The sequence below is a fragment of the Microbacterium sp. NPDC055903 genome, assembly GCF_053615555.1.
On sequence record NZ_JBSHCA010000002.1, the window covers coordinates 297926 to 320818 of the forward strand.

The 22893-nt window shown below is 69.4% G+C and carries 20 protein-coding genes and 1 tRNA gene; 7 read left to right on the forward strand and 14 right to left on the reverse strand.

Annotation, left to right across the window (positions count from 1 at the left end; all coding sequences use genetic code 11):
* Window positions 1–43 precede the first annotated feature (43 nt).
* Complete coding sequence (locus ACWGJP_RS10810) at window positions 44–733, forward strand: DsbA family oxidoreductase (protein ID WP_452329799.1); 690 nt, start codon at window positions 44–46, stop codon at window positions 731–733.
* Here ACWGJP_RS10810 and ACWGJP_RS10815 read toward each other — a convergent pair.
* The 6 genes from ACWGJP_RS10815 to ACWGJP_RS10840 form a co-directional block, all read right to left on the reverse strand.
* Window positions 700–2010 (reverse strand): alpha/beta hydrolase, encoded by a 1311-nt coding sequence (locus ACWGJP_RS10815; RefSeq protein ID WP_452329800.1) that lies wholly within the window; start codon window positions 2008–2010, stop codon window positions 700–702. The two genes, ACWGJP_RS10810 and ACWGJP_RS10815, sit on opposite strands and share 34 nt — an antisense overlap.
* Window positions 2007–2843 (reverse strand): ABC transporter ATP-binding protein, encoded by an 837-nt coding sequence (locus ACWGJP_RS10820; RefSeq protein WP_452329801.1) that lies wholly within the window; start codon window positions 2841–2843, stop codon window positions 2007–2009. The genes ACWGJP_RS10815 and ACWGJP_RS10820 overlap by 4 nt, the downstream gene beginning before the upstream one ends.
* The gene (locus ACWGJP_RS10825; protein ID WP_452329802.1) at window positions 2840–3919 is read right to left on the reverse strand and encodes a FecCD family ABC transporter permease; all 1080 of its coding nucleotides are present in this window, start codon (window positions 3917–3919) and stop codon (window positions 2840–2842) included. Before ACWGJP_RS10825 ends, ACWGJP_RS10820 begins: the two co-directional genes overlap by 4 nt.
* Window positions 3916–4956: a FecCD family ABC transporter permease gene (locus ACWGJP_RS10830; RefSeq protein ID WP_452329803.1), complete on the reverse strand. Its 1041-nt coding sequence runs from the start codon at window positions 4954–4956 to the stop codon at window positions 3916–3918. The genes ACWGJP_RS10825 and ACWGJP_RS10830 overlap by 4 nt, the downstream gene beginning before the upstream one ends.
* Window positions 4957–4966: 10 nt before the next feature.
* Entirely contained in the window at window positions 4967–6049 is a 1083-nt protein-coding gene (locus ACWGJP_RS10835) for an ABC transporter substrate-binding protein (RefSeq protein WP_452329804.1), read from the reverse strand.
* Between the two features lie 143 nt (window positions 6050–6192).
* Entirely contained in the window at window positions 6193–6687 is a 495-nt protein-coding gene (locus tag ACWGJP_RS10840) for a glutathione peroxidase (protein WP_452329805.1), read from the reverse strand.
* Window positions 6688–6749: 62 nt separating this feature from the next.
* On the opposite strand from ACWGJP_RS10840, the gene dusB reads away from it, so the two are divergent.
* From dusB to ACWGJP_RS10865, 5 genes are all read left to right on the forward strand, one after another.
* Complete coding sequence (gene dusB / locus ACWGJP_RS10845) at window positions 6750–7904, forward strand: tRNA dihydrouridine synthase DusB (protein ID WP_452329806.1); 1155 nt, start codon at window positions 6750–6752, stop codon at window positions 7902–7904.
* On the forward strand, window positions 7894–9273 hold the full coding sequence (locus tag ACWGJP_RS10850) for a deoxyguanosinetriphosphate triphosphohydrolase (RefSeq protein ID WP_452329807.1): 1380 nt from the start codon (window positions 7894–7896) through the stop codon (window positions 9271–9273). Before dusB ends, ACWGJP_RS10850 begins: the two co-directional genes overlap by 11 nt.
* On the forward strand, window positions 9273–11132 hold the full coding sequence (gene dnaG / locus ACWGJP_RS10855) for a DNA primase (protein WP_452329808.1): 1860 nt from the start codon (window positions 9273–9275) through the stop codon (window positions 11130–11132). Before ACWGJP_RS10850 ends, dnaG begins: the two co-directional genes overlap by 1 nt.
* Before the next feature lie 36 nt (window positions 11133–11168).
* Window positions 11169–11942 carry an ATP-binding cassette domain-containing protein gene (locus ACWGJP_RS10860; RefSeq protein ID WP_452329809.1) on the forward strand — a complete coding sequence of 258 codons (774 nt, stop codon included), beginning with the start codon at window positions 11169–11171 and terminating at the stop codon, window positions 11940–11942.
* 97 nt (window positions 11943–12039) lie between these two features.
* Window positions 12040–12112: transfer RNA gene (locus tag ACWGJP_RS10865), tRNA-Asn, on the forward strand.
* Between the two features lie 191 nt (window positions 12113–12303).
* On the opposite strand, the gene ACWGJP_RS10870 is transcribed toward ACWGJP_RS10865, so the two are convergent.
* Together ACWGJP_RS10870 and def are read right to left on the reverse strand one after the other, a co-directional pair.
* Complete coding sequence (locus ACWGJP_RS10870; RefSeq protein WP_452329810.1) at window positions 12304–12819, reverse strand: septum formation family protein; 516 nt, start codon at window positions 12817–12819, stop codon at window positions 12304–12306.
* 125 nt (window positions 12820–12944) lie between these two features.
* On the reverse strand, window positions 12945–13511 hold the full coding sequence (gene def / locus ACWGJP_RS10875) for a peptide deformylase (RefSeq protein WP_452329811.1): 567 nt from the start codon (window positions 13509–13511) through the stop codon (window positions 12945–12947).
* Window positions 13512–13572: 61 nt separating this feature from the next.
* On the opposite strand from def, the gene ACWGJP_RS10880 reads away from it, so the two are divergent.
* The gene (locus tag ACWGJP_RS10880) at window positions 13573–14565 is read left to right on the forward strand and encodes a DMT family transporter (protein WP_452329812.1); all 993 of its coding nucleotides are present in this window, start codon (window positions 13573–13575) and stop codon (window positions 14563–14565) included.
* 68 nt (window positions 14566–14633) lie between these two features.
* Here ACWGJP_RS10880 and pgl read toward each other — a convergent pair whose 3' ends face one another.
* The 6 genes from pgl to tkt are packed head-to-tail and all read right to left on the reverse strand — an operon-like array spanning window position 14634 to window position 22728.
* Complete coding sequence (gene pgl / locus ACWGJP_RS10885; protein ID WP_452330366.1) at window positions 14634–15410, reverse strand: 6-phosphogluconolactonase; 777 nt, start codon at window positions 15408–15410, stop codon at window positions 14634–14636.
* Window positions 15411–15415: 5 nt separating this feature from the next.
* Window positions 15416–16351, reverse strand: coding sequence for a glucose-6-phosphate dehydrogenase assembly protein OpcA (locus ACWGJP_RS10890; protein WP_452329813.1), 936 nt, complete (start codon window positions 16349–16351; stop codon window positions 15416–15418).
* Window positions 16348–17895: a glucose-6-phosphate dehydrogenase gene (zwf, locus tag ACWGJP_RS10895; protein WP_452329814.1), complete on the reverse strand. Its 1548-nt coding sequence runs from the start codon at window positions 17893–17895 to the stop codon at window positions 16348–16350. Before zwf ends, ACWGJP_RS10890 begins: the two co-directional genes overlap by 4 nt.
* A 23-nt stretch (window positions 17896–17918) precedes the next feature.
* The gene (locus tag ACWGJP_RS10900) at window positions 17919–19526 is read right to left on the reverse strand and encodes a glucose-6-phosphate isomerase (protein WP_452329815.1); all 1608 of its coding nucleotides are present in this window, start codon (window positions 19524–19526) and stop codon (window positions 17919–17921) included.
* Complete coding sequence (gene tal / locus ACWGJP_RS10905) at window positions 19523–20635, reverse strand: transaldolase (RefSeq protein ID WP_452329816.1); 1113 nt, start codon at window positions 20633–20635, stop codon at window positions 19523–19525. The genes ACWGJP_RS10900 and tal overlap by 4 nt, the downstream gene beginning before the upstream one ends.
* Entirely contained in the window at window positions 20632–22728 is a 2097-nt protein-coding gene (gene tkt / locus ACWGJP_RS10910) for a transketolase (protein ID WP_452330367.1), read from the reverse strand. Before tkt ends, tal begins: the two co-directional genes overlap by 4 nt.
* Between the last annotated feature and the right edge of the window lie 165 nt (window positions 22729–22893).

The following is a 22893-nucleotide window of genomic DNA, read 5'->3' on the forward strand; positions in this document are numbered from 1 at the left end:
TATCAACGGAATACTTCCCGTGCATCGGGTGTTGGATGGTGACGTGACTGAACCCATCTCGATCGACATCTGGTCCGACATCGCCTGCCCCTGGTGCTACATCGGCAAGCGCAACCTCGAGAAGGGACTCGAAGCCGTCTCCGGCGACGAGGACGTGCCGGAGGTCACCATCACGTTCCATTCCTTCGAGCTCTCGCCGGACACCCCGGTCGACTTCCACGGCGACGAGATCGACTTCCTATCCGGACACAAGGGCATGCCGCGCGAGCAGGTGCAGCAGATGCTCGACCGCGTCACCGGCGTGGCGCGCGACGCCGGGCTCGAGTACCGGTTCGACCTGCTCCAGCACACCAACACCGTCAAGGCGCACGAGCTCCTGCACCACGCCAAGGCAGAGGGCCTGCAGCACGAGATGGAGGAGCGGCTGATGTCCGCGTACTTCACCGAGGGCAAGCACGTCGGCCGCATCGACGATCTCGTCGAGCTCGCCGCGGAGGTAGGCCTCGATGCAGAGCAGACGCGAGTCGCGCTCGAGGGATCCGTGCACCTGCCCGCCGTCCGCCAGGACCAGGCGCAGGCCCAGGCCTACGGCATTCAGGGCGTGCCGTTCTTCGTCATCGACGGGCAGTACGGCATCTCCGGTGCCCAGCCGCCCGCGACCTTCGAGAGCGTGCTGCGCGACCTCTGGGCCAAGCGCGATCAGGCGACGCCGGAGGACGAATCGGCGGCCTGAGCCGCTGCCGTCCAGCGGTGGGCGGTGAGAGCGCGCAGGAGGTTCGTGCGCCACACCGCCCAGTCGTGCCCGGCCTCGTAGGGCGAGAGCGCGACCTGCCGCCGGTCTGAGCGCACATCGGCGCGCAGCGCGGTGGCGAGGGCGGCGGCGTCCGCGAGCATGTCGCCTTCGTACGCGCCCGCCTCGAGCAGGATGGAGTGCCAGTCGTCTGCCTCCAGGAGCGCCTCTGCCATCTCGAAGCGCCACAGCGACGGCGACTGGGCGATCGCATGCCCCACCTCGCCCCTCGAGAGCGCGACGGTCCACAGCGCGGCGATCCCGCCCAGGCTCTGCCCGCACACGAGCGTGTCCGCACCGTCACGGCTGACCGCCCACCGGTCGCGCACGAGAGGCAGGAGCTCGTCGATGACGACATCCACTTGACCGTCGGGGACGCCGAGCCGTTCCCATCGGGTGTCGGCGTCGTGCGCGTCGAGCATCGCGACATGCAGCGGCGGCAGGAGTCCCGCGTCGATCGCCGCATCGAGGCGCGGAGGGAGCTCGTGCCGCCAGACGTCGCCGTCGAAGAGCACGAGCAACGGCGTCGGCTCGGTCACGTCCGCGGGGGAGTAGATCCAGGCCCGCTCACCGGCCGCGAGCCCGAGCTCTTCGACCCGGCCGACGGCTGTGGCAGCCGGGATCACCGCGAGCGGATCCTGCGGCGCGTCGGGCCCTGCCGCGACGGACGAGATGGACCCTCGAGATCCTCGTACGACATCCGGGCAGCGCTCGTCCGGTGCACTCGCGCCCATCGCAGCGAGGATGACGGGCCTCCGTCCCGTCGCTTCGCGCCACGGAGGAATCGTGTCCTCACGCCACACGCCGATCCGATAGGACGCGCGTAGGGCCGAGGGCAGCCGCAGGCAGATCGTCCATAGATCGGAGTCGGCGAGGCGGGTGAACTCGGCGGTCGAGACGTTCTCGTGGTCGAAGACGGGATTGGTCCAGAGCACGATCGCGCGGGCGCGGGGATCTTCGACGACCCAGGTCCATCGGCTCATCGAGGCGTCCTCACCGTCGGCCTCGATGAACGGGTTGGGCCTGCGCAGAGCTTCGGCCCGCAGCGTCGCGCGTCGGCGCGGATCGGCCCATCCGCTCTCGAGTGCGCTCGAACGGCGATCCATGCGCGGCTCCGCGCTGCGCGTACCAGGGCGACGCTCGCGATGGACGCGCCCGAACCGGTCTGTCCTGTCCCTGAGCTCGGCGAGGTCGCCGGGGAACCGTGCACGGGCGCTCATGCGCTTCTCCCATCGATGTCCAGCCTGTGCGCATCAAGTGCGCGCGGGTCGAGCGGCACCACCAGCGGTGTCTTCGTCACGGGATCGGGCATGACCAGCGCGCGCAGGCCGAAGACCTCCTCGATGAGCCTGCTCGTGATCACCTCCTGCGGTGAGCCGGCAGCGACGGCTGCGCCGTCGTTCATGACGATGACGTGCGTGGCGTACCTGGCCGCCTGATTGAGGTCGTGGAGCACGGTGACGACGGTCTTGCCCCGCGCATGCAGCCCGCGGAGCAGCTCCATGAGGTCGTACTGATGCGCGATGTCGAGGAAGGTGGTCGGCTCGTCGAGCAGCATGATCGGGGTCTGCTGCGCCAGCAGCATCGCGATCCAGACGCGCTGGCGCTGACCGCCGGAGAGCTCGTCCACGAGGCGTCCGGAGAGGTCCTCGAGCCGCGTCGCGGCGAGGGCGTCCTGCACGGCCTGCTCATCGCTGGCGCGCCACTGCTGGATCAGCGACTGGTACGGGGAGCGCCCGCGCGCGACGAGATCGGCCACGCGGATGCCGTCTGGCGCGAGCGAGGTCTGCGGCAGCAGGCCCAGCCTGCGAGCGAGCTGCTTGGTCGGCACAGAGCTGATCGAGGCGCCGTCGAGGAGGACGTCCCCCTCCGTCGGCCTGAGGACACGGGCGAATGCTCTGAGCAGCGTGGACTTGCCGCATCCATTCGGGCCGATGATCGCCGTGAACGACCCATCGGGGACGCCGACCGTGAGCTCGCGTGCGATCACGTTCTTGTCGTAGCCGATCGTGACGGCGTCGGCGAAGAGGGCAGGGGTGTGCGGCGTGCTCAACGGGGTGCTCCTGAATGGATGCGGGCTTCGCGGATGAGAAGGACGATGAGGTAGACGCCTCCGAGGCACACCGTGATGAGCCCGAGGGGTACGGGCCGGAACAGCACGCCGAGGAGCTGGGACGCGAGGTGCGCTGCGCTCAGGAGCGCGGCACCCATCGCCGCGGCTCCGAGGATGCTGACGCCTGGCGTCCCCGTGACCCGGCGGGCCAGCTGCGGCGCCACGAGGGCGATGAAGCCGATGGGGCCGGCCGCGGCGGTCACGAGCGCGGTCGTCGCGACGCCGACGACGAGCAGCGCCAGGCGGGCGGGCCCGACACGGATGCCGTGCGCGACGGCGACATCGTCGCCCAGCTCCATGGTGCGCAGCGCCGGCGCGAGCACAATGGCGGCGCACACGATGACGGCCGTGATCGTCAGCGAGGGCACGAGCGTCGACCACGACACCCTGCTGAGCGACCCGGCGCCCCAGAAGCCGACCTGCATGGCGTCGTCGATGTCGGCGCGGGTGATGAGGTAGCTGTTGATCGAGCCGAGCATCGCCGAGACGGCGATCCCCACCACGATCAAGCGGAAGCCCTGCATGCCTCTGCGGTAGGCGAGCACGTAGACGAGGAGCGCGGTGAGCAGCCCGCCGAGGATCGCCGCGCCGGCGATCGACCAGGTGACGCTCGAGCCGAACACGAGCATGACGAGCACGACGGCGGTGTACGAGCCCGCGTCGAAGCCGATGACATCCGGCGATCCGAGTGGGTTGCGGGTCAACGATTGGAAGATCGCCCCGCCGATCCCGAGCAGCGCCCCGAAGAGGACGGCGGCGATGGCGATGGGCAGCCGCCATTCCAGGACGATCATGCGGATGAAGTCGTTCGCGTGTCCGCCGAGGGCGGCTGACACGTCCGAAAGCGTCAGGGGATAGTCCCCGAGGAAGAGCGCGATGAACGCAAGTAGAGCCGCGAGCACCGTCAGGAAGGCGCTCGTCACGGCCAGGCGCACGCCGATCCGGCCGGAATACAGACGTGATTGCGTGCGGAGCATCCGGTACCCGAACTCCAGGGGCGGCGTCTGCACGTTCACAGCCCGCTCGCCTTCCGTCGCCGCACGAGCGCGATGAGCACCGGAGCACCGACGACGGCGGTGACGATGCCGACCTCGATCTCGCTGGGGCACACGACGACGCGGCCGATCACATCGGACAGCAGCAGGAGGATGGCGGCGCCGACGGCGCTGCCCGGGATGATCCGCCGCTGATCGGGTCCGGTGAACCACCGGATGACGTGGGGGACCATCAGTCCGACGAAGGCGATGCCCCCGGTCAGCGCGGTGGCACCGCCGGCGAGCAGCGTCACAGCGATGACACCGAGAACACGGGTACGCAGGATGCTCGTCCCGAGCGATGCGGCGAGATCGTCGCCGAGGGCGACGGCGTTCAGCGAACCGGAGAGCATGAATGCGAGGAGGAGCCCCGCCGCGAGGAAGGGCAGCACCGTCAGGGTGTCGTCGATGCTCGTGCGGGCGATGGATCCGACGCCCCAGGTGCGCACGGAGCGGAAGGTGTCCTCGTCGAGAAGCGTCAGGAACGTGGAGATGCCGCCGAGGACGGCGCCGAGCGCGACGCCGGCCAGCACCATCGTCACCGGCGACGTGCTGCGACCGAGCGAACCGATGAGATAGACGAGCACGGTGGCTCCTGCCGCGCCCAGGAAAGCCCACCAGATGTAGCCGGAGACGCCGCTCAGGCCGAAGAGCCCGACGCCGATCGTCACGGCGAAGCCGGCTCCCGCGTTGACCCCGAGGATCCCAGGATCGGCGAGCGGGTTGCGTGTCATGGCCTGGATGAGGGCGCCGGCGACGCCGAGCGCCATGCCCACCAGCACCCCGAGCAGGGTCCGCGGCATGCGTTCAGTCCACACGATCACGGACGCTTCGCTGGCGTCGGGGTGGACGAGACCTTGCCATACCTGGGCGGGGGTGAGCGGGTTCGCGCCGACCAGGAGGCTGAGCGAGAGGGCGAAGGCCAGCCCCGTGACGAGGACGACGACCCCGAGCGGCCCTCTGGCGGACGCGGGCGTCGCCGCGGTCGCCAGAGCGGGGCCGATCGGGGTCGCGCTCATCGTGATGCGATCACTCCGCGAGCGTCGCGGAGAGCGCCGGGGCCAGCTGCTCGGCAGCCCACGTCGCGGAGAGCGGGCCGCTGCGGGCGAGGCCCCACGGCAGGTTGCCCTCGTGCTCCACGCCGTCGATGACGAAGACGCCTTCGGTCGCCTGGTTGTCGATGAGGATCACGTGGTCGGACTGCGCGGCCGACAGCCCCTGGAACAGCGGCGAGTCCGTGACCTCGGCGTAGCTGCCGCCCGAGTTGTCGGAGAAGATGATGACGTCGGCGTCGATGGCCGAGAGCATCTCATTGCTGACGGCGGCGCGGTACTCGAGCCCGGCCGCGTTCGGGTTCGTGGCGAAGCCCATCTGCTCGAGCGTGGATCCGGCCGGGCTGCCTGCCGTCGAGTGGTACTGGAGTCCGGATTCCGCACCGTAGTACACGACGTAGGAGGCGGTGAGGCCGTCGAACTCCGGATGCTCGGCACGGAAGTCGGTGAAGAACTGCTCCTCGGTGGCCAGTGCCTCTTCCGCGGCCGCCTGCAGATCGAGCGCCTCGCCGATCGCGGTCAGGCTGGTCTCCCAGTCGTTGGCGACGGATGCTTCGCCGGCGTTCGACTCCGACGTGCTCAGCACGGGAGCGATGGCCGCGAGCTTCTCGTAGTCGGCGCTGACGTCCGCGCCGAGGACGATGATGAGATCGGGGTCGGCGGCAGCGATCTGCTCGACGGGGAAGTCCGTGTCGCCGGTGCTGTAGCGCTCCGGGATCTCCTGGGTGAGGGCCCTGGCGGTCCACACATCCGTGGAGTACTCGTTGGCGAGCACGGGTGTCACGCCGATCGCCGCGAGTGCCTCGACGTCGTCCTGCGACGGCGTGATCGCCGCGATCCGCTCCGGACGCTCCTCGAGCGTCGTCGATCCCCAGGGGGAGTCGAGTTCGAGCGGGTAGGCGGTGGTTCCCTCGGCGGCGGGCAGATAGCTCTCGGCGGCTGCATCGGCATCCGGTTCGGCCGCGGCCGGCGCTTCGGACGAGCAGGCGGTGAGGGCGAGCGCCCCGACGAGGGCGAGCGCACCGAGAGCTCCGGCGCGCGCACGAATGGTGCGGATCATGGGTCTTCTTCCTCCGGGCGCCCGATTCGGGTCGGGCGCGGCTGTCACGGCAACAGCTACCTACGTTAGGTGAGGGTACCCTTATTTCGCCGTGCCGAAAGCGACACCATGCTCGCCGGAGGCGACAGCACCGCCGCCCGTGCTCACCGGGTCAGCGCGGCCTCGATCGCCGAGACGATCTCCGGGGAGTCCGGCTTCTGCTTCGGGCGGAAGCGCTGCACGGAGCCGTCTGGCAGCACGAGGAACTTCTCGAAGTTCCATTCCACGCGCCCCGCGCCGCCGCCGGCGTCCTGCGTCTTCTTGAGCTGCTTGTACAGCTCGGTCGCGTTTCGGCCGTTCACCTTGACCTTGTCGTTGATCGGGAAGCTGACCCCGTAGGTCGTGGAGCAGAACTCCAGGATCTTCTCCATGGAGCCGGGCTCCTGGCCCATGAACTGGTTGCACGGGAAGCCGACGACGCTGAAGCCGCGCTCCGCATAGGTGCGCTGGAGCTGTTCGAGCTGCTCGTACTGCGGGGTGAGGCCGCACTTGGAGGCGACGTTGACGACGAGGAGCACGTCGGCGCCGTAGTCGTCGAGGGTCTTCTGGGCGCCTTCGGCGTCGGTGAACGGGATCTGACGGAGGCTCGCATCGCTCATAGTCCACAGCCTAGGACGCGCTGGGCCGCCGAGGGCCGAGTCGGTGGGAGAATGGACGGGTCATGACTATCGCTCCCGCTCCCGCCAGGCCGCTGCGTATCGGCCCGATCGACATCGACGTTCCCGTCGTCCTGGCCCCCATGGCCGGGATCACCAACACCGCCTTCCGACGGCTGTGCCGTGAGTACGGTGCGGGCCTCTACGTCAGCGAGATGATCACCTCGCGCGCGCTCGTCGAGCGCAACGACGTCACGATGCGCCTGATCCGCCACCACGAGTCCGAGACGCCGAGGTCGATCCAGCTCTACGGCGTCGATCCAGGAACCATCGCTGAGGCGGTCCGGATCATCGTCGCCGAGGACCATGCCGATCACATCGACCTGAACTTCGGCTGCCCGGTTCCGAAGGTGACCCGCAAGGGCGGGGGAGCGGCTCTTCCCTGGAAGACGACGCTGTTCGCCGACATCGTCGACCAGGCGGTGAAGGCAGCGGGCGACATCCCGCTGACGGTGAAGATGCGCAAGGGCATCGATCGCGATCACCTCACGTTCCTCGACGCGGGGCGTGCCGCTGAGAATGCGGGTGCTGCGGCGGTGGCGCTGCATGCGCGCACCGCGAGCGAGTTCTACTCGGGGCACGCCGACTGGAACGCGATCGGCGAGCTCAAGCAGGCCGTCACGAGCATCCCCGTGCTCGGCAACGGCGACATCTGGTCGGCCGACGACGCGGTGCGGATGATGGCCGAGACCGGCTGCGACGGCGTCGTCGTCGGGCGCGGATGCCTCGGCAGGCCGTGGCTGTTCGGCGATCTCGCCGCGGCGTTCGGGGCGGAGTCCCGTCCCGTCGATGCGACGCTGGGTTTCGTCGCCGATGCCTTCCGCAGACACGCCGATCTCCTCGTGGAGTTCTTCGAGGACGAGGATCGCGGCTGTCGCGACATCCGCAAGCACGTGTCCTGGTACTTCAAGGGCTATCCGGTCGGCGGGGAGCTGCGGACGGCGCTCGCGAAGGTCGAGAGCCTCGCGCAGATGGACGATCTGCTCGGTGAGCTCGACCGCTCGGCTCCGTACCCCGGTGCGGATGCCGAGGGGCAGCGCGGGCGTGCGGGTCATCCCAAGCGGCCTGCGCTTCCGGACAAGTGGCTGGAGTCCCGCGACGTCGCCACGGAGACGCAGGAGATGCTGCGCGGAGCGGAGATCGAGAACAGTGGTGGCTGAGGGGTCTTCGCCCGTCGAGGGCTACGGCGGGCATGACACCGAGCGCTTCTTCGCCGAGACGCATCGCTCCGAACGCGATGACTTCGCACGCGACAGGGCCAGGGTGCTGCACTCGGCTGCGCTGCGCCGCCTTGCGGCGAAGACCCAGGTGCTGAGCCCTGCGTCGACAGCCGACTTCGCCAGGAACCGGCTGACCCACTCGCTGGAGGTCGCCCAGGTGGGGCGGGAGCTCGCCGTCGCTCTCGGGGTCTCTGCGGACGTCGTCGACACGGCGTGCCTCAGTCACGATCTCGGGCATCCCCCCTTCGGACACAATGGCGAGCGCGCGCTCAACGAATGGGCCGAGGACATCGGCGGCTTCGAAGGGAACGCCCAGTCGTTGCGCATCCTCACCCGGCTCGAGGCCAAGGTGCTGGACGACGACGAGCGATCCGTGGGGCTGAACCTGACCCGCGCGAGCCTCGATGCGACCTGCAAGTATCCGTGGACCGTCGACAACCCCGTGCCGGACCCCGGCGGCAGGCTGAAGTTCGGCGTGTACCCGGAGGACGAAGCGGTCTTCCGCTGGATGCGCGAGGGGGCGCCTGGGCGCCTGCGCTGCATCGAGGCGGAGATCATGGACCTCTCGGACGACATCGGCTATTCCGTGCACGACTTCGAGGACGCCATCGTGAACGGCTATCTCGACGTCGCCCAGCTCTCCGACCCCGCCGAGCACGAGGCCCTGCTCAGCCGCGTGCAGCAGTGGGTCGGCTACGACTTCACCCGTGAAGAGCTCGCGGATGCGCTCTACCGACTCTCCTCGCAGCAGATGTGGCTGCGCTCCTTCGACCGGTCTCGTCAGGACCTGGCGCGCTTGAAGAACCTGACGAGCGACCTGATCGGCCGCTTCGCCAGGGCCGCGGTCACTGAGACCAGAGCGGCCTATGGCGGCTCTTCGCTCGCCCGCTACAACGCCCACGTCGTGGTGCCGCGCGTGGTCGAGACCGAGATCGCCGTGCTCAAGGGCATCATGGGTCAATCCATCGTCACGATCGATGCGCGCCGGGGCGTCTACAAGGAGCAGCGCCGGGTGCTCAAGCGCCTCGCGGACGCGCTCTGGTCGACCGATGCCCTCTGGATCGCCGGTGCAGACGTGCTGGAGCCGGCGTTCGCCGCGGACTTCATGGCGGCGAAGACCGACGCAGAGCGGGCGCGGGTCGTCGTCGACCAGATCGCGAGCCTCACCGACCAGACCGCGCTGGACTGGCACGGCAGGCTCGTGGGCGATGTCGATCCGGCCGAGGTCGGCATCTGGACGCCGCGCCACGCTCGTCCAGGCGCCAGGGCCCACATCACTCCGCGGACGGTCTCCGAAGGGGCGATCTGATGCCCCGCATCCGGCAGGCCGACGTCGATGAGGTCAAGGCCCGCACGAACATCGCGGACATCGTCGGGGAGCGGGTCGCGCTGAAGTCCGCCGGCGTCGGGTCCCTCAAGGGACTGTGCCCGTTCCATGACGAGAAGAGCCCGAGCTTCCACGTGCGCCCGCAGGTCGGGTACTACCACTGCTTCGGATGCGGCGAATCCGGCGACGTCTACTCGTTCCTCCGTGAGATGGATCATGTCAGCTTCACCGAGGCGGTGGAGCGGCTCGCCGGACGCCTGGGGTACGCACTGCACTACGAGGACGGGGGCGCCGCACCCGAGACGAGCGGGCGCAGCCGTCTGTATGCCGCCAACTCCGCTGCCGCGGAATTCTTCCGAGGCCAGCTGCTGTCGGCCGAGGCGGAGGCGGGCAGGCGGTTCCTCGGCGAGCGCGGCTTCGATGCCGGAGCCGCCGCCCACTTCAGCGTCGGATACGCCCCCCGCGGATGGGACGGCATGCTCAAGGCGCTCACCGCCCAGGGCTTCACCAGGGAGGAACTGCTCGCCGCCGGACTCGTCTCCCAGGGCCAGCGCGGCGTGTACGATCGATTCCGCGGTCGCCTCGTCTGGCCCATCCGCGATGTCACCGGCCAGACGATCGGCTTCGGCGCCCGCAAGCTCTACGACGACGACCAAGGTCCGAAGTACCTGAACACGCCGGAGACGCCGATCTACAAGAAGGCGCAGGTGCTCTACGGGCTCGACCTCGCCAAGCGCGACATCTCACGCGGCGTCCCGCGACGCGTCGTCGTCGTCGAGGGGTACACGGATGTGATGGCGGCCCACCTCGCCGGGCTCACGACAGCGATCGCGACGTGCGGGACGGCGTTCGGCACCGAGCACATCAAGGTCCTCCGCCGTGTGATGGGCGACGACTCGGCGGCGGGCGAGGTCGTGTTCACCTTCGACGGCGATGAGGCGGGGCAGAAGGCTGCGCTGCGAGCGTTCAGCGAGGACGATCGGTTCAACGCGCAGACCTTCGTCGCCGTCGCGCCGGACGGCCTCGACCCCTGCGATCTGCGACTGCAGCGCGGAGACGCGGCCGTGCGCGGCCTCATGGACGCGAAAGTGCCGATGTTCGAGTTCGCGATCGACCGCAAGCTCGCCTCCTTCGACCTCGCCACGGTGGAGGGGCAGGTCGGCGCGCTGCGCGCGGCCGCGCCGATCGTGGCCGAGATCCGGGACCGGCTGCTCCGTCCCGGCTACGAGCGCGTGCTGGCGCGGAGGCTGGGCATGGACCCCACCGAGGTGCATCGGGAGGTCGAGCGCGCAGCCAGGGGTGCGGCACGTCAACCTCAACGCCAGGAGACCGCGGCGACACCCGCCGAGGCGGGGTCCGGTGGACAGGTCGTCGCGGCGGTGACGCTGGCGAGCCTGCCGCGTGGCGCGGATGCGGCGCTGGAGCGCGACGCCCTCATCGGCGTGCTGCAGTACGGCCACAGGGTCGACCAGGAGCTGCTCGCCACGGCGCTCTCGCATCCTTTCCGGCATCCCGCCCTCGACGCCGTGCGCGAGACCGTCCTCTCGGCCGACCGGACGAGAGCGGGGTGGGTCACGGAAGCCGTCAACCGCGTCCGCGAGCCGTACCGGTCGCTCGCCGACGAGCTGCTCATGACATCGTTCCCCGCGCGCGATGAGGCGGGTGCGATCGCCTCGACGACGGATCTCTCGCGACGACTGATCGTGCGCGGTCTGGACCGCGAGAAGCACGAGCTGCTGGCCGCCGTGCAGCGGGTGCCGGCCGATTCCGATGGCGGGCGCGCGCTGCGCGTCCGGCTGAGGGACATCGACCTGGAACGTCAGCGGTTCACCGAGTCGTAACGGCTGCCGCCGCGCAGCGCGGGGGAGGATGGACGCATGTCTCGCAGTCCCGAATCGTCGAACGTCATCGACTGCTCCGATCTCGTCATCGACCGCCTCGGTCACGGCGCGCCCACTCGGGCCGTGGACGGGGTGTCGTTCAGTGTGGAGCCCGGTGCGCTGCTCTGCGTGGCGGGGCCGACGGGTTCCGGCAAATCGACCCTCGTGGCTGCTCTGGCCGGCTCCACGGACCCCTCGGTGCGGATCGTGGGCGGAAGCGCCGTCGTCTGCGGCGTGAATGTGCGAAAGCCGGGGCGGCGCCATCGTGAGCTCACCTACGCCAGCGGATTCGTGCCGCAGGGCGCTGGGGCGGATCTCCCGCCCAGCCTGACGGTCAACGAGGTGATCGCGGAACCCATCCTCATCAGGGAGAAGAAGGTCAACGCGAAGGCGCTCTCCATCCGCGTCGCGACCCTGCTCGACGAGTTGCACCTCCCGCTGGGCACGGCAGGGAAGTTCCCCTACGAGCTCAGCGCAGGCATGCGTCAGCGGGTGGCGATCGCGCGGGCATTCGTTCTGGAGCCGAAGGTGCTCATCGCCGATGAGATCCTCGCGAACCTCGACCTCGAAGTCCGGCCCGTCGTCTTCGATGCGATCACCCGCCGCCGTCGCGAGCAGGGGATGGGGGCGCTTCTGGTGACCAACGACGCCGCCTTCATCCGTGAACTCAACGCAGAGACCCTGATGCTGCGCGGGGGGCATGTGGTCGCACGCGGTGTCGGCGACGATCTGCTCTGGGTGCCCAACGCGGAGGCGGATTCGCGTCGCTGAGCGCGACACTCCCGGGCGCGCGAAAGTGCGACCTGGTGTCATGCGCACGTCCTGGAGTTTGCTAAGCTAGTGGAGTTGCTTCGGCAGCAGAGGATGATCCTCGGTAGCTCAATTGGCAGAGCAGCCGGCTGTTAACCGGCAGGTTCTTGGTTCGAGTCCAAGCCGGGGAGCTCATGAAGGCGCCTGTCCCTCCTCGGGACGGGCGCCTTCTCCCTTTTAGGTGCGCATTCTCCGCAGCGCATGTGCCGGACGCAAGACACGTCGAGGGTAGTGCAAGACGCGTGATTCGCATGAGCGGCGCCAGGGACACACGAAGGGCCCGCGCAGATGCGCGGGCCCTTCCTGTTCGAGTGGTGTCGGATCAGCGGGCGACGCCGGCGAGCGACCCCTCGACCTCGGCGTTGACCGTGTCGAAGATCAGGCACTGGACGAGGCGGTCGTTCGATGCCCAGCTCGACTCGGTGGGCTCGTACCAGGTGATGTCCAGCGTGGAGGAGGCGTAGTCCAGACCGACGAAGTCCTCGAACGCCGGCATGCACTGGGCCTCGACCTCGGTGTAGATCGCGTCGCTGCCAGGGAACTCGCCGTCGGCGAGGTCGAACTCGTAGTAGACCTCGTAGACGTGCGGCTGGTCGCAGGGCACGAGGTCCGCGTCGGAGGTCTCTCCGCCGGTCATCGCGCTCTCGGGAAGGCAGTCGCCCAGCTTCAGCGAGAAGATGTCGACGTTCGACTCCTCGGTCACGTTGCCCTCGTCGTCGCGCGGTGCGTCACCGCCGCCGAGCAGGCCGTTCAGGGCGCTGCAGCCGGTGAGCGCGATGCTCAGGACGGCCGCGGAACCGGCGAGTGCGAGTGCGCGTCGCGTGCGCAGCTTCATCATGGTGTCATTCCCCCTCGGAATAAGAGATTTTGGGGGATGCGTTCACCCCGCCTCAGGAACCGTACCGAGCCTTGAACCTGTGACGCAACTTGGAAGATCCTGTCTAGCGGCTGAATACGCGGCCGTCACGCCTCGAGGTGGTCGACGCCCGGCGTCCAGCGCGCGCCGGGTTTTCCCCAGCCCCGCTTGCGGGCGATCTTCTGGGCGGTCTTCCAGTCCCCGTCGGACAGGCGATCGACGTAAAGGATGCCGTCGAGGTGATCGAACTCGTGCTGCATGATGCGTGCGCGCCAGCCGTCGACCTCGATGCGCACGGCTGCGCCATCCAGGTCGATGCCGGTCACGAGGACGCGATCGGATCGGCGGAGCGGGAACCGTTCCCCGGGGAAGGAGAGGCACCCCTCGGACTCCTCGTCCGGGTCGGGAGAGCCGGGCTCTGGCGGCGACATCCACAGCACGGGGTTGATGAGGACGCCGCGCCAGGGGCGGTCGTCGTCATCGATGTAAGCGTATGTATAGATGCGCAGGGGGACGCCGACCTGCGGCGCGGCGAGACCGACGCCGGGCGCGGCATCCATCGTCTCGTACATGTCCGCGACGAGCGTGCGGACCTCGTCGGTGATCTCCTCGACCTCGGCGGCGGGGGAGTGCAGGACGGGGTCGCCCATGATGCGAATCGGAAGAACAGCCACGCCATAACCCTACCCGCGACGTACCGCCGGGTATGGTCTTAGTGTGCGTGCGGATGTGTGGATGGCGGGGGTCGACGTCGGCGACCAGCTCGTCGGTGTGTTCCAGAACCCCGGCCTCCTGCTCGGCATCCCGCTCGCTCTCGCCGGAGCCGTCTTCATGTCGCTCGGCGCGCAGTATCAGCACCGCGGTGTCGAAAAGGTCGAGCGCCTCAGCGGGGAGGATGGCGCCACCGGCCTCTCCATGGCGCAGCTGGGACGGCTGCTGACCCGTCCGTCCTGGATCATCGGAACGCTCATGCTCGGGCTGGCGATCGTCTGCCAGCTCGCCGCGCTCTCCGTCGCCCCCCTCATCGTGGTGCAGCCCCTGGGCGCGATCGCCCTGGTGATGACGACCCTGCTCAACGCCCGCGTCTCCGGCCACACTCCGACCAGGCAGTCGCTCATCGCCATCGCGGCGTGTGTGGGCGGCATCTTCATCTTCGTGTTCTTCGCCGCGATCTACGCGGTCGAGAAGGAGATCACGACCGATGAGCTGTTCACGATCCTCGTGATCCTGCTCGTGGTGATCATCCTTCTCGGCGCATGCTGGCTCATCCTCCGCCACCGCATGCGTGCGCTGTTCTACGTCGTCGGAGCAGGCATCCTCTACGGCTTCGTCGCGACGCTCGCCAAGACGGTCATCGTGCGCGTCAAGGCGGGGGAGTTCGACTGGGTCACCGCGGTCTGCGTGCTCGCGCTCATCGCTGCCGCCGCGGTCGGCGCGTACTTCGTGCAGACCGCGTACAGCTCCGGCCCACCGGACCTCGTGATCGCCGGTCTCACCGTGGTCGATCCGCTCGTGGCCGTCCTCATCGGCGCCCTGGTGCTCGGGGAGGCGGATGCCGCACCCGGCTGGGTTCTCGTCGCCTTCGGCGTCTCCGGCGCGATCGCGGTCTGGGGAGTCGTCGGTCTGGCGCGCTACCATCCGCAGGTGCTCAGCGAGAGCCAGGATCTCGGTATCACGCGCGGAAGCGATCGCGAAGGACCGCAGCCGCCTGCGGGCGGCGTGCGCTGATCCCTCGCTTTGACAGGCTCAGCGAGCTCAGTGGTGGGGCTCAGCGAGCTAGGGACTGCTCGCCGGGTTCAGTACGCCTGATCGATGAGGTCGGGGGAGACCTCTGAGGCCGCTGCCTCGTCGACGAAGAACACCGTGCGCTTGCGCCCCTTGGCGCCGGCTACGGGCACGCTCGTGTAGCTCGCGCCGGCGAGTGCCAGCCCGAGCGCGGAGGCCTTGTCCGCGCCGGTGAGCACCAGCCACACGCGCTTGGACGAGTTGATCACCGGACGCGTCAGGGTGACGCGCTCCGGCGGCGGCTTGGGGGAGTCGCGCACCGGCAGCGCCGCCGCATCCGTCACCGTCACCTCGGCGCGGTCGGGGAAGAGCGACGCGATGTGGCCATCGGGGCCCACACCGAGGAAGCACACCGCGAACGAGGGCCATGGCTGCTCCGGTGTGCCGAAGCGGGCCAGCTCCGCCGCGTATGCCGCAGCCGCCTCGTCGAGTCCGACACCCTCGTCCGCCCCGGCCACCTCGTGCACGTTGTGGGGCGGGACGGGGATGTGATCGAGCAGTGCCTGCCTGGACTGCCTCGCGTTGCGGTCGGCGTCGTCCCTGGAGACGAAGCGCTCGTCGCCCCACCAGAAGTGCACGAGGGACCAGTCGATCTCGCCGGCCCGCGGATGGGTGCGCACCGCCGAGAGCACGGCGCCGCCCATCGAGCCGCCGGTCAACGCGATGTGCGCGACCCGTCCGTTCCGCGTCCTCGCGCGGACCCGTGCGAGGAACCGGTCGGCGACCCGCGCGGCAAGCGCCTGCGGGGTCGCCTCGACGACGACGGTCTTCTCGGCGGCAGCCTCCATGGTGCTCACGCTCCCGTCTCGGGCGGACCGAGCCTCTCCCAGCCCTCGGTGATCACTCGACCGTACAGGACGTCGGGGTCGAGGCGGCGGAGCTCTTCGGCCAGGCACTCGCGCAGCGTGCGCCGCGGCAGATGCAGGTCGTGATCGGGCTGACCCGGCTGCGTGAGCACGGCGGTACCCGGCACGGGACGCGTGAGCAGGATGTCCCCTGACGCGCGGGTGAGCCGCACCGACTTGATGCCCTCGTTCCACGTCGCGGGGTCCTCGTAGGCCCAGTGCACGGGCACGTCCAGCGCGAGTCGCAGCCAGGCCGCCAGCAGTGCGGTCGAAGGAGACGCGGCGGAACCGCGCACCTCGACGGCGGTGACCGGTTCGAACGGAGGCTGATCGAGCACCGCGGCGAGCTGCTCGCGCCAGTGCGTCAGACGGGTCCATGCGAGGTCGGTGTCGCCGGGGGCGTGCGTCTTGTCGAGCAGGGCGAGGCGATCACGGACATCAGGCGAGGTCGCCGCATCCGTGATGCGACGCTGCGCGATCCGCCCGAGCGGGGAGGATGAAGGATCCGTCGGCGCCTGCTCCGGCCACCACGCCACCACAGGCGCATCAGGCAGGAGCAGCCCCGTGATGAGGCTCTCCTCATTGCTCGCCGCGTCGCCGTAGGCGCGGAGCACGACTACCTCGCTCGCACCGGCGTCGCCGCCGACGCGGATCTGGGCGTCGAGGTGCGATTCCCCGTCGCCCGTGGTGAGCACGATGACACGCATCGGATGCTCGCGGGAAGCGTCGTTGGCTGCATCGATGGCGGCCTCCGCGACGCCGTTTCTGGCGGCGATCACGAGGGTGAGGACGCGGCCGAGGGCGACGGCGCCGCCCTCCTCGCGCACGCTGACGAGCTTCTTGGCGACCTGGCTGACGGTCGTGTCGGGAAGGTCGATGATCACGGTCGTCTCCAGACTCGTCCGTCGCGGGCAAGCAGAGCGTCGGCGGATGCCGGGCCCCACGAACCGGGTGCGTACTGCTCCACCGGGCCGCCCTCCGCGGCCCAGTACTCCTCCACGGGATCGAGGATCTTCCAGCTCAGCTCGACCTCCTCGTGGCGGGGGAAGAGGGGCGGGTCGCCGAGGAGGACATCGAGGATGAGGCGCTCGTACGCCTCGGGGCTCGCCTCGGTGAAGGCGTGGCCGTATCCGAAGTCCATCGTGACGTCGCGCACGTTCGTACCGGCGCCAGGCACCTTCGACCCGAAGCGGATCGTGACGCCCTCATCGGGCTGCACGCGGATCACGAGGGCGTTCTGGCCGAGCTCCGAGGCGTTCGAGCGACCGAAGAGGTGCTCGGGGGCGCGCTTGAACACCACGGCGATCTCGGTGACCCGGCGGCCGAGGCGCTTGCCCGTGCGCAGATAGAACGGCACACCGGCCCAGCGGCGGGTGTCGATCTCAAGCTTGATCGCCGCGTAGGTCTCCGTCGCGGAGGCGGGGTTCATGCCGTCCTCATCGAGGAAGCCGGTGACCTGCTCGCCGCCCTGCCAACCGCCTGCATACTGGCCGCGCGCGGTCGCGTGCGACAGGTCCTCGGGGAGGTGGACGGCGGCGAGGACCTTCTCCTTCTCCGCCCGCAGGTGCTCGGCGGAGAGGCTGATCGGCTCCTCCATCGCGGTGAGCGCGAGCAGCTGCAGCAGGTGGTTCTGGATGACGTCCCGCGCGGCGCCGACGCCGTCGTAGTAGCCGGCGCGACCGCCGACGCCGATGTCCTCAGCCATGGTGATCTGGACGTGGTCGACGTAGTTGCGGTTCCAGATCGGCTCATAGAGCTCGTTCGCGAAGCGCAGCGCCAGGATGTTCTGGACCGTCTCCTTGCCGAGGTAGTGGTCGATGCGGAAGATCGAGTCGGGTGCGAACGCCACCTCGAGCGCCTTGTTCAGGTCCCTCGCCGATTCGAGGTCGTGCCCGAAGGGCTTCTCGATGACCACGCGACGCCAGTGATCCTCGTCGACCTCGTCGCCGACGAGACCGGAGTCCTTCAGCTGACGTGCTACCACGGGGAACGCCTTGGGCGGGATCGAGAGGTAGAACGCGTGGTTGCCCATGGTGCCGCGCTCCGCGTCGAGCGTGTGCAACGTGTCGCGGAGCCTGGCGAAGGCGTCCGGATCGTCGAACTCGCCCGAGACGAAGCGGATGCCCTGCAGCAGCTGCTGCCATGTCTCCTCGCGGAAGGGCGTGCGCGCATGCTGCTTGACGGCGTCGTGCACGACCTGGGCGAAGTCCTGATCCTCCCAGTCGCGGCGGGCGAACCCGACGAGAGCGAACCCCGGCGGCAGCAGCCCGCGGTTCGCGAGGTCGTAGACGGCGGGCATGAGCTTCTTGCGCGAGAGATCGCCGGTGACACCGAAGATCACGAGGGCGCTCGGGCCGGCGATCCGGTTCAGGCGGCGATCGTCTGGGTCGCGCAGCGGGTTGTTCCCGCGGGTGATGGGGACAGACATCAGTGGGGTGTTCTCCTACAGAACTACTTCTGAGCGGCTTCGAAGAGGGTGAGGACGTCCACCGAGGAATCGGTGATCGTCAGGGATACGACCGGTCGACCGTGCTCGGCGAGGACGGCGGCGTCTCCCGCCGCCTGCGCCTGGATGAGCTGGCCGAAGGTGAATGGGCGGCCGGGGATCTCCAGATCCACATCCGTGCGTTCCAGGATCTGCACGAACACGCCCTCCGCGGGACCGCCCTTGTGGTACTGCCCGGTGGAGTGCAGGAAGCGCGGCCCCCAGCCGAAGGTGGTCGGACGCCCGGCATCCGCCGCGACGAGCTCGCGAAGGCCCTGCAGCTGCGGGAGGTCGAGACGGTTCACGTAGGCGTGGATCGCGACATACCCCGACTCGGGAATCCTCGCCCAGAGCGCGTCGAGGACGCCCTCCAGCGTGCCGGAGGCGGCGAGCGAGGCATCGGAGACCCGCACCTCGACGCCGTTCTCCACGAACGCGGGGGACGCGGCTGCGGGGCGCGCATCGAGGAGGCCACGAGCGGCCTCCTTCGCCGACTCCACGTCCGGCTGGTCGAACGGATTGATGCCGAGCAGGTGACCGGCGATCGCTGTCGCGTGCTCCCACACGACGAAGCTCGCGCCCAGCGTGCCGCTGACGAGGATCTCGCCGGGATGCGGTTCACGCAGGTGGAACTCGTTCGCGTCGTCCACGAGACGCACGATCTGCAGGTCCGGCGTCTCCGTCTCGAGCTCCGGAGAGACCGGCAGGAGCACGACGGGCAGGATGCCGGTGCCCTCCTTGCCCGTCGACTCGGCGACGAGCTGCTCGATCCAGTCCGGGAGCCCCTGGATGTGCGTGCCATCCGTGATCAGGCCGAGCTTGTCGCGGCGCGGAGAGGTTGCGGCGATCGCCGCCGCGAGCCGCAGCGCCGGGTTCTCCGCCGAGTCGACGGCCACCTCGAGCAACGAGGCCTCGGCCTCATCGAGCAGCTCCGCGATGTCGGCACCGGCGAGCCCCGCGGGGACGAGCCCGAATGCCGTCAGGGCGGAGTAGCGCCCGCCCACGTTCGGATCGGCCGTGAAGACGCGGTAGCCCGCATCGCGCGCGGAGGCGTCCAGCGGCGAGCCGGGATCGGTCACCACGACGATGCGCTCCGCAGGGTCGATGCCGAGGTCGCGGAAAGCGGCCTCGAAGGCCCGGCGCTGGGAGTCGGTCTCGACGGTCGAGCCGGACTTGGAGGAGACCACCAGTGCGGTCTGCTCGAGTCCGTCATCGATGGCCGAGAGCACCTGGCCCGGCGCCGTCGAGTCGAGGATCGTCAGCGGCACGCCAGCGGTGCGGGCGATGACCTCCGGCGCGAGCGAAGAGCCGCCCATGCCTGCAAGGACGATCCGGTGCACGCCCTTGGCCGCGAGTTCCTCGCGCAGGGCGACGATCTCGGGCACGAGCGGTCGGGAGACGGAGACCGCCTCCACCCAGCCCAGCCGGATCGAGGCCTCCGCCTCGGCCTCGGGGCCCCACAGGGTCGCATCTCCCGCGGTGAGCCGGGATGCGACCAACCCGCCGACGAGGGCGGGGACGGCCGAATCGATGGCCGCCGCCGCCCCGCCGGAGGCGTGCAGGGCGAATGTCACCGCTGGGCCTCCAGGCCCGCGGCGACCTGGGTGAGCAGGTCATGCCAGGATTCGATGAACTTCGCGACGCCCTCGTCCTCCAGGACCTGGGTGACGTCTGCGAAGTCGACGCCGACCTCGGCGAGACCGGCGAACACCGTCTTCGCCTCGTCGTAGCCGCCGGTGATGGTGTCGCCGGTGACGACGCCATGGTCGAAGGTCGCCTCGAGGGTCTTCTCGGGCATGGTGTTGACGACGCCCTTCGCGACGAGCTCCGTGACGTACAGGGTGTCCGGCAGCGCCGGGTCCTTGACGCCGGTGGACGCCCACAGCGGGCGCTGCAGGTTCGCGCCTGCGGCGAGCAGCGCTGCGGCGCGGTCGCCGGCGAAGGTGTTCTCGAAGAGCTCGTAGGCGAGACGCGCGTTGGCGAGGCCGGCCTTGCTCTTGAGCGCGAGCGCCGCGTCGGTCCCGATCGCGGTGAGACGCTTGTCGGTCTCGGTGTCGACGCGCGACACGAAGAACGAGGCGACCGACTGGATCGTCGACAGGTCGATGCCCGCCGCCTTTGCCGTCTCGAGGCCGGTGAGGTATGCCTCGATGACCTCGGCGTAGCGCTCCAGGCTGAAGATCAGGGTGACGTTGACGCTGATGCCTGCACCGATCGCCTGGGCGATGGCCGGAAGGCCCGCCTTGGTGGCCGGGATCTTCACGAGGAGGTTGGGACGGTCGATCTTCGCCCAGAGCTGCTTCGCCTGTGCGACGGTGCCATCGGTGTCGTGGGCGAGGTCGGGCGAGACCTCGATCGAGACGCGGCCGTCGACGTGTCCTGAGGCCTCCCAGACGGGGCGGAACACGTCCAGGGCTGCGGCCACGTCCTGCGTCGTCGCAGCGAAGACGGCGTCCTCGGCGGTCGCGCCGGAAGCGGCGAGCTCGGTCACCTGGGCGTCGTAGGAGGTGTCGTCAGGGTTGGTGATCGCGTTCGCGAAGATCGTCGGGTTCGTGGTGACACCCGTGATGTTGCGCGTCTCGATCAGCTCGGCGAGGTTGCCGGAGCTGATGCGGGTGCGGGAGAGGTCGTCCAGCCAGATGCTGACGCCGGCGTCGTGGAGCTGTGCGGTGGGGGTGCTCATGCGTTCTCCTTGAGGGTCTCGCGCGCCGCCTCGACGACGGCCTCGGCGGTGATGCCGAACTTCTGGAACAGGGTCTTGTAGTCGGCGGATGCGCCGAAGTGGTCGATGCCGATGGAACGGCCCTTGTCGCCGACGATGCCGCGCCAGCTGAGGACGGAGCCCGCCTCGACGGAGACGCGCGCGGTGACGGCGGACGGCAGGACGGACTCGCGGTAGGCGGCATCCTGCTCGGCGAACCACTCCAGAGACGGTGCCGATACGACGCGGGCGTTGACTCCGTCCGCGGCGAGGGTCTCGCGCGCCGACACGGCCAGCTGAACCTCGGAGCCGGTGGCGATGAGGATCACGTCCGGCGTGCCGTTCGGTGCCTCGGCCAGCACGTAGGCGCCCTTGGAGGTGTTCGCAGCGGATGCGAAGACCTCACCGGATGCCTCGCCCGTGCCGCGGGACACGTTCGGCACGTTCTGGCGGGTGAGGGCGATGCCCACGGGGCCACCGTGACGACGCAGGATCTCCAGCCAGGCGGCCGCGGTCTCGTTGCCGTCCGCCGGGCGCACGACCGTGAAGTTCGGGATCGCGCGCAGCGTCGCGAGCTGCTCGATGGGCTGGTGCGTCGGGCCGTCCTCGCCCAGCGCGACGGAGTCGTGCGTCCAGACGAAGATGCTCGGGATGTCCATCAACGCCGCGAGGCGCACCGCCGGGCGCATGTAGTCGCTGAAGATCAGGAACGTGCCGCCGAAGGAGCGCGTCTTGCCGTGCAGCGTGATGCCGTTCAGGATCGAGCCCATCGCGTGCTCGCGGATGCCGAAGTGCAGGACGCGCCCGTAGGGGCTGCCCGTCCAGTCGTGGGTGGACCACTCGGCCGGGATGAACGATGCCGCGGGGGAGATCGTCGTGTTGTTGGAGCCGGCGAGGTCGGCGGAGCCGCCCCACAGCTCGGGCAGCTCGGGAGCGAGCGCGTTGATCACCTTGCCGCTGGCGGCGCGGGTGGAGACCTCGGTGCCTCCCTCGAAGACCGGGAGGGCGTTCTCGATGCCATCGGGCAGCACCTGCGCCTCGAGGCGGTCCAGCAGCGCCTTGCGCTCTGGGTTCGCGGCGGCCCACGCGTCGAAGTCGGCCTGCCATGCGGCACGCGCCTCGGCCGAGCGGCCGACCAGCTCGCGGGTGTGCGCGATGACGGCATCCTCGACGACGAAGCTCTTCGTCGGGTCGAAGCCGAGCACCTCCTTGGTGGCGGCGACCTCGTCCGCGCCCAGCGCGTTGCCGTGCACCGACTCGGTGCCCTTCTTGTTCGGCGCCGGGTAGCCGATGACCGTCTTCAGGATGATCAGGGTCGGCTTGGCGGTCTCCGCCTTGCCGTCCTCGATCGCGCCGAGCAGCTCGGCGACGTCCTCGACGTACTCGCCGGTCCGGGTCCAGTCGACCTCGAGCACCTGCCAGCCGTAGGAGCGGTAGCGGGCGGCGACGTCCTCGGTGAAGGCGACGTTCGTGTCGCCCTCGATGGAGATCTGGTTGGAGTCGTAGATCGCGATGAGGTTGCCGAGCTGCTGGTGGCCGGCGAGCGACGAGGCCTCGCTGGTGACGCCCTCCTGCAGGTCGCCGTCGCCCGCGACGACATAGACGTAGTGATCGAACGGGCTCGTGCCTGCCGCGGCCTCAGGGTCGAACAGGCCGCGCTCGTAGCGGGCGGCGTAGGCGAACCCGACGGCGGAGGCGAGGCCCTGGCCGAGAGGGCCTGTGGTGATCTCGACACCCTTGGTGTGTCCGTACTCCGGGTGACCCGGGGTCAGCGAGCCCCAGGTGCGCAAGGATTCGAGGTCGCTGAGCTCGAGACCGAAGCCGCCGAGGTAGAGCTGCACGTACTGCGTCAGCGAGGAGTGGCCGACCGAGAGGATGAAGCGGTCGCGACCCAGCCAGTCGGTGTCCGTCGGGTCGTGGCGCAGGACCCGCTGGTAGAGGAGATACGCCACGGGCGCGAGGCTCATCGCCGTTCCGGGGTGACCGTTGCCGACCTTCTGCACGGCGTCCGCCGCCAGGATCCGCGCGGTGTCCACCGCACGTCGATCGATCTCATCCCACTGCAATTCCGACACGGTCATGCCCTTTCCGACAGTAACGAGGGCGCCCGTATTCCCCTGGCGCATCCGCATCGTCACGGACAGGTGCACAGCGCCGGGCGCGCGAGTGATTTTCAGCATAGCCCGCATACTCCGTTCACATTGCGCGCATGACGAAGTGAGGCTCCGACAAGGGATGCT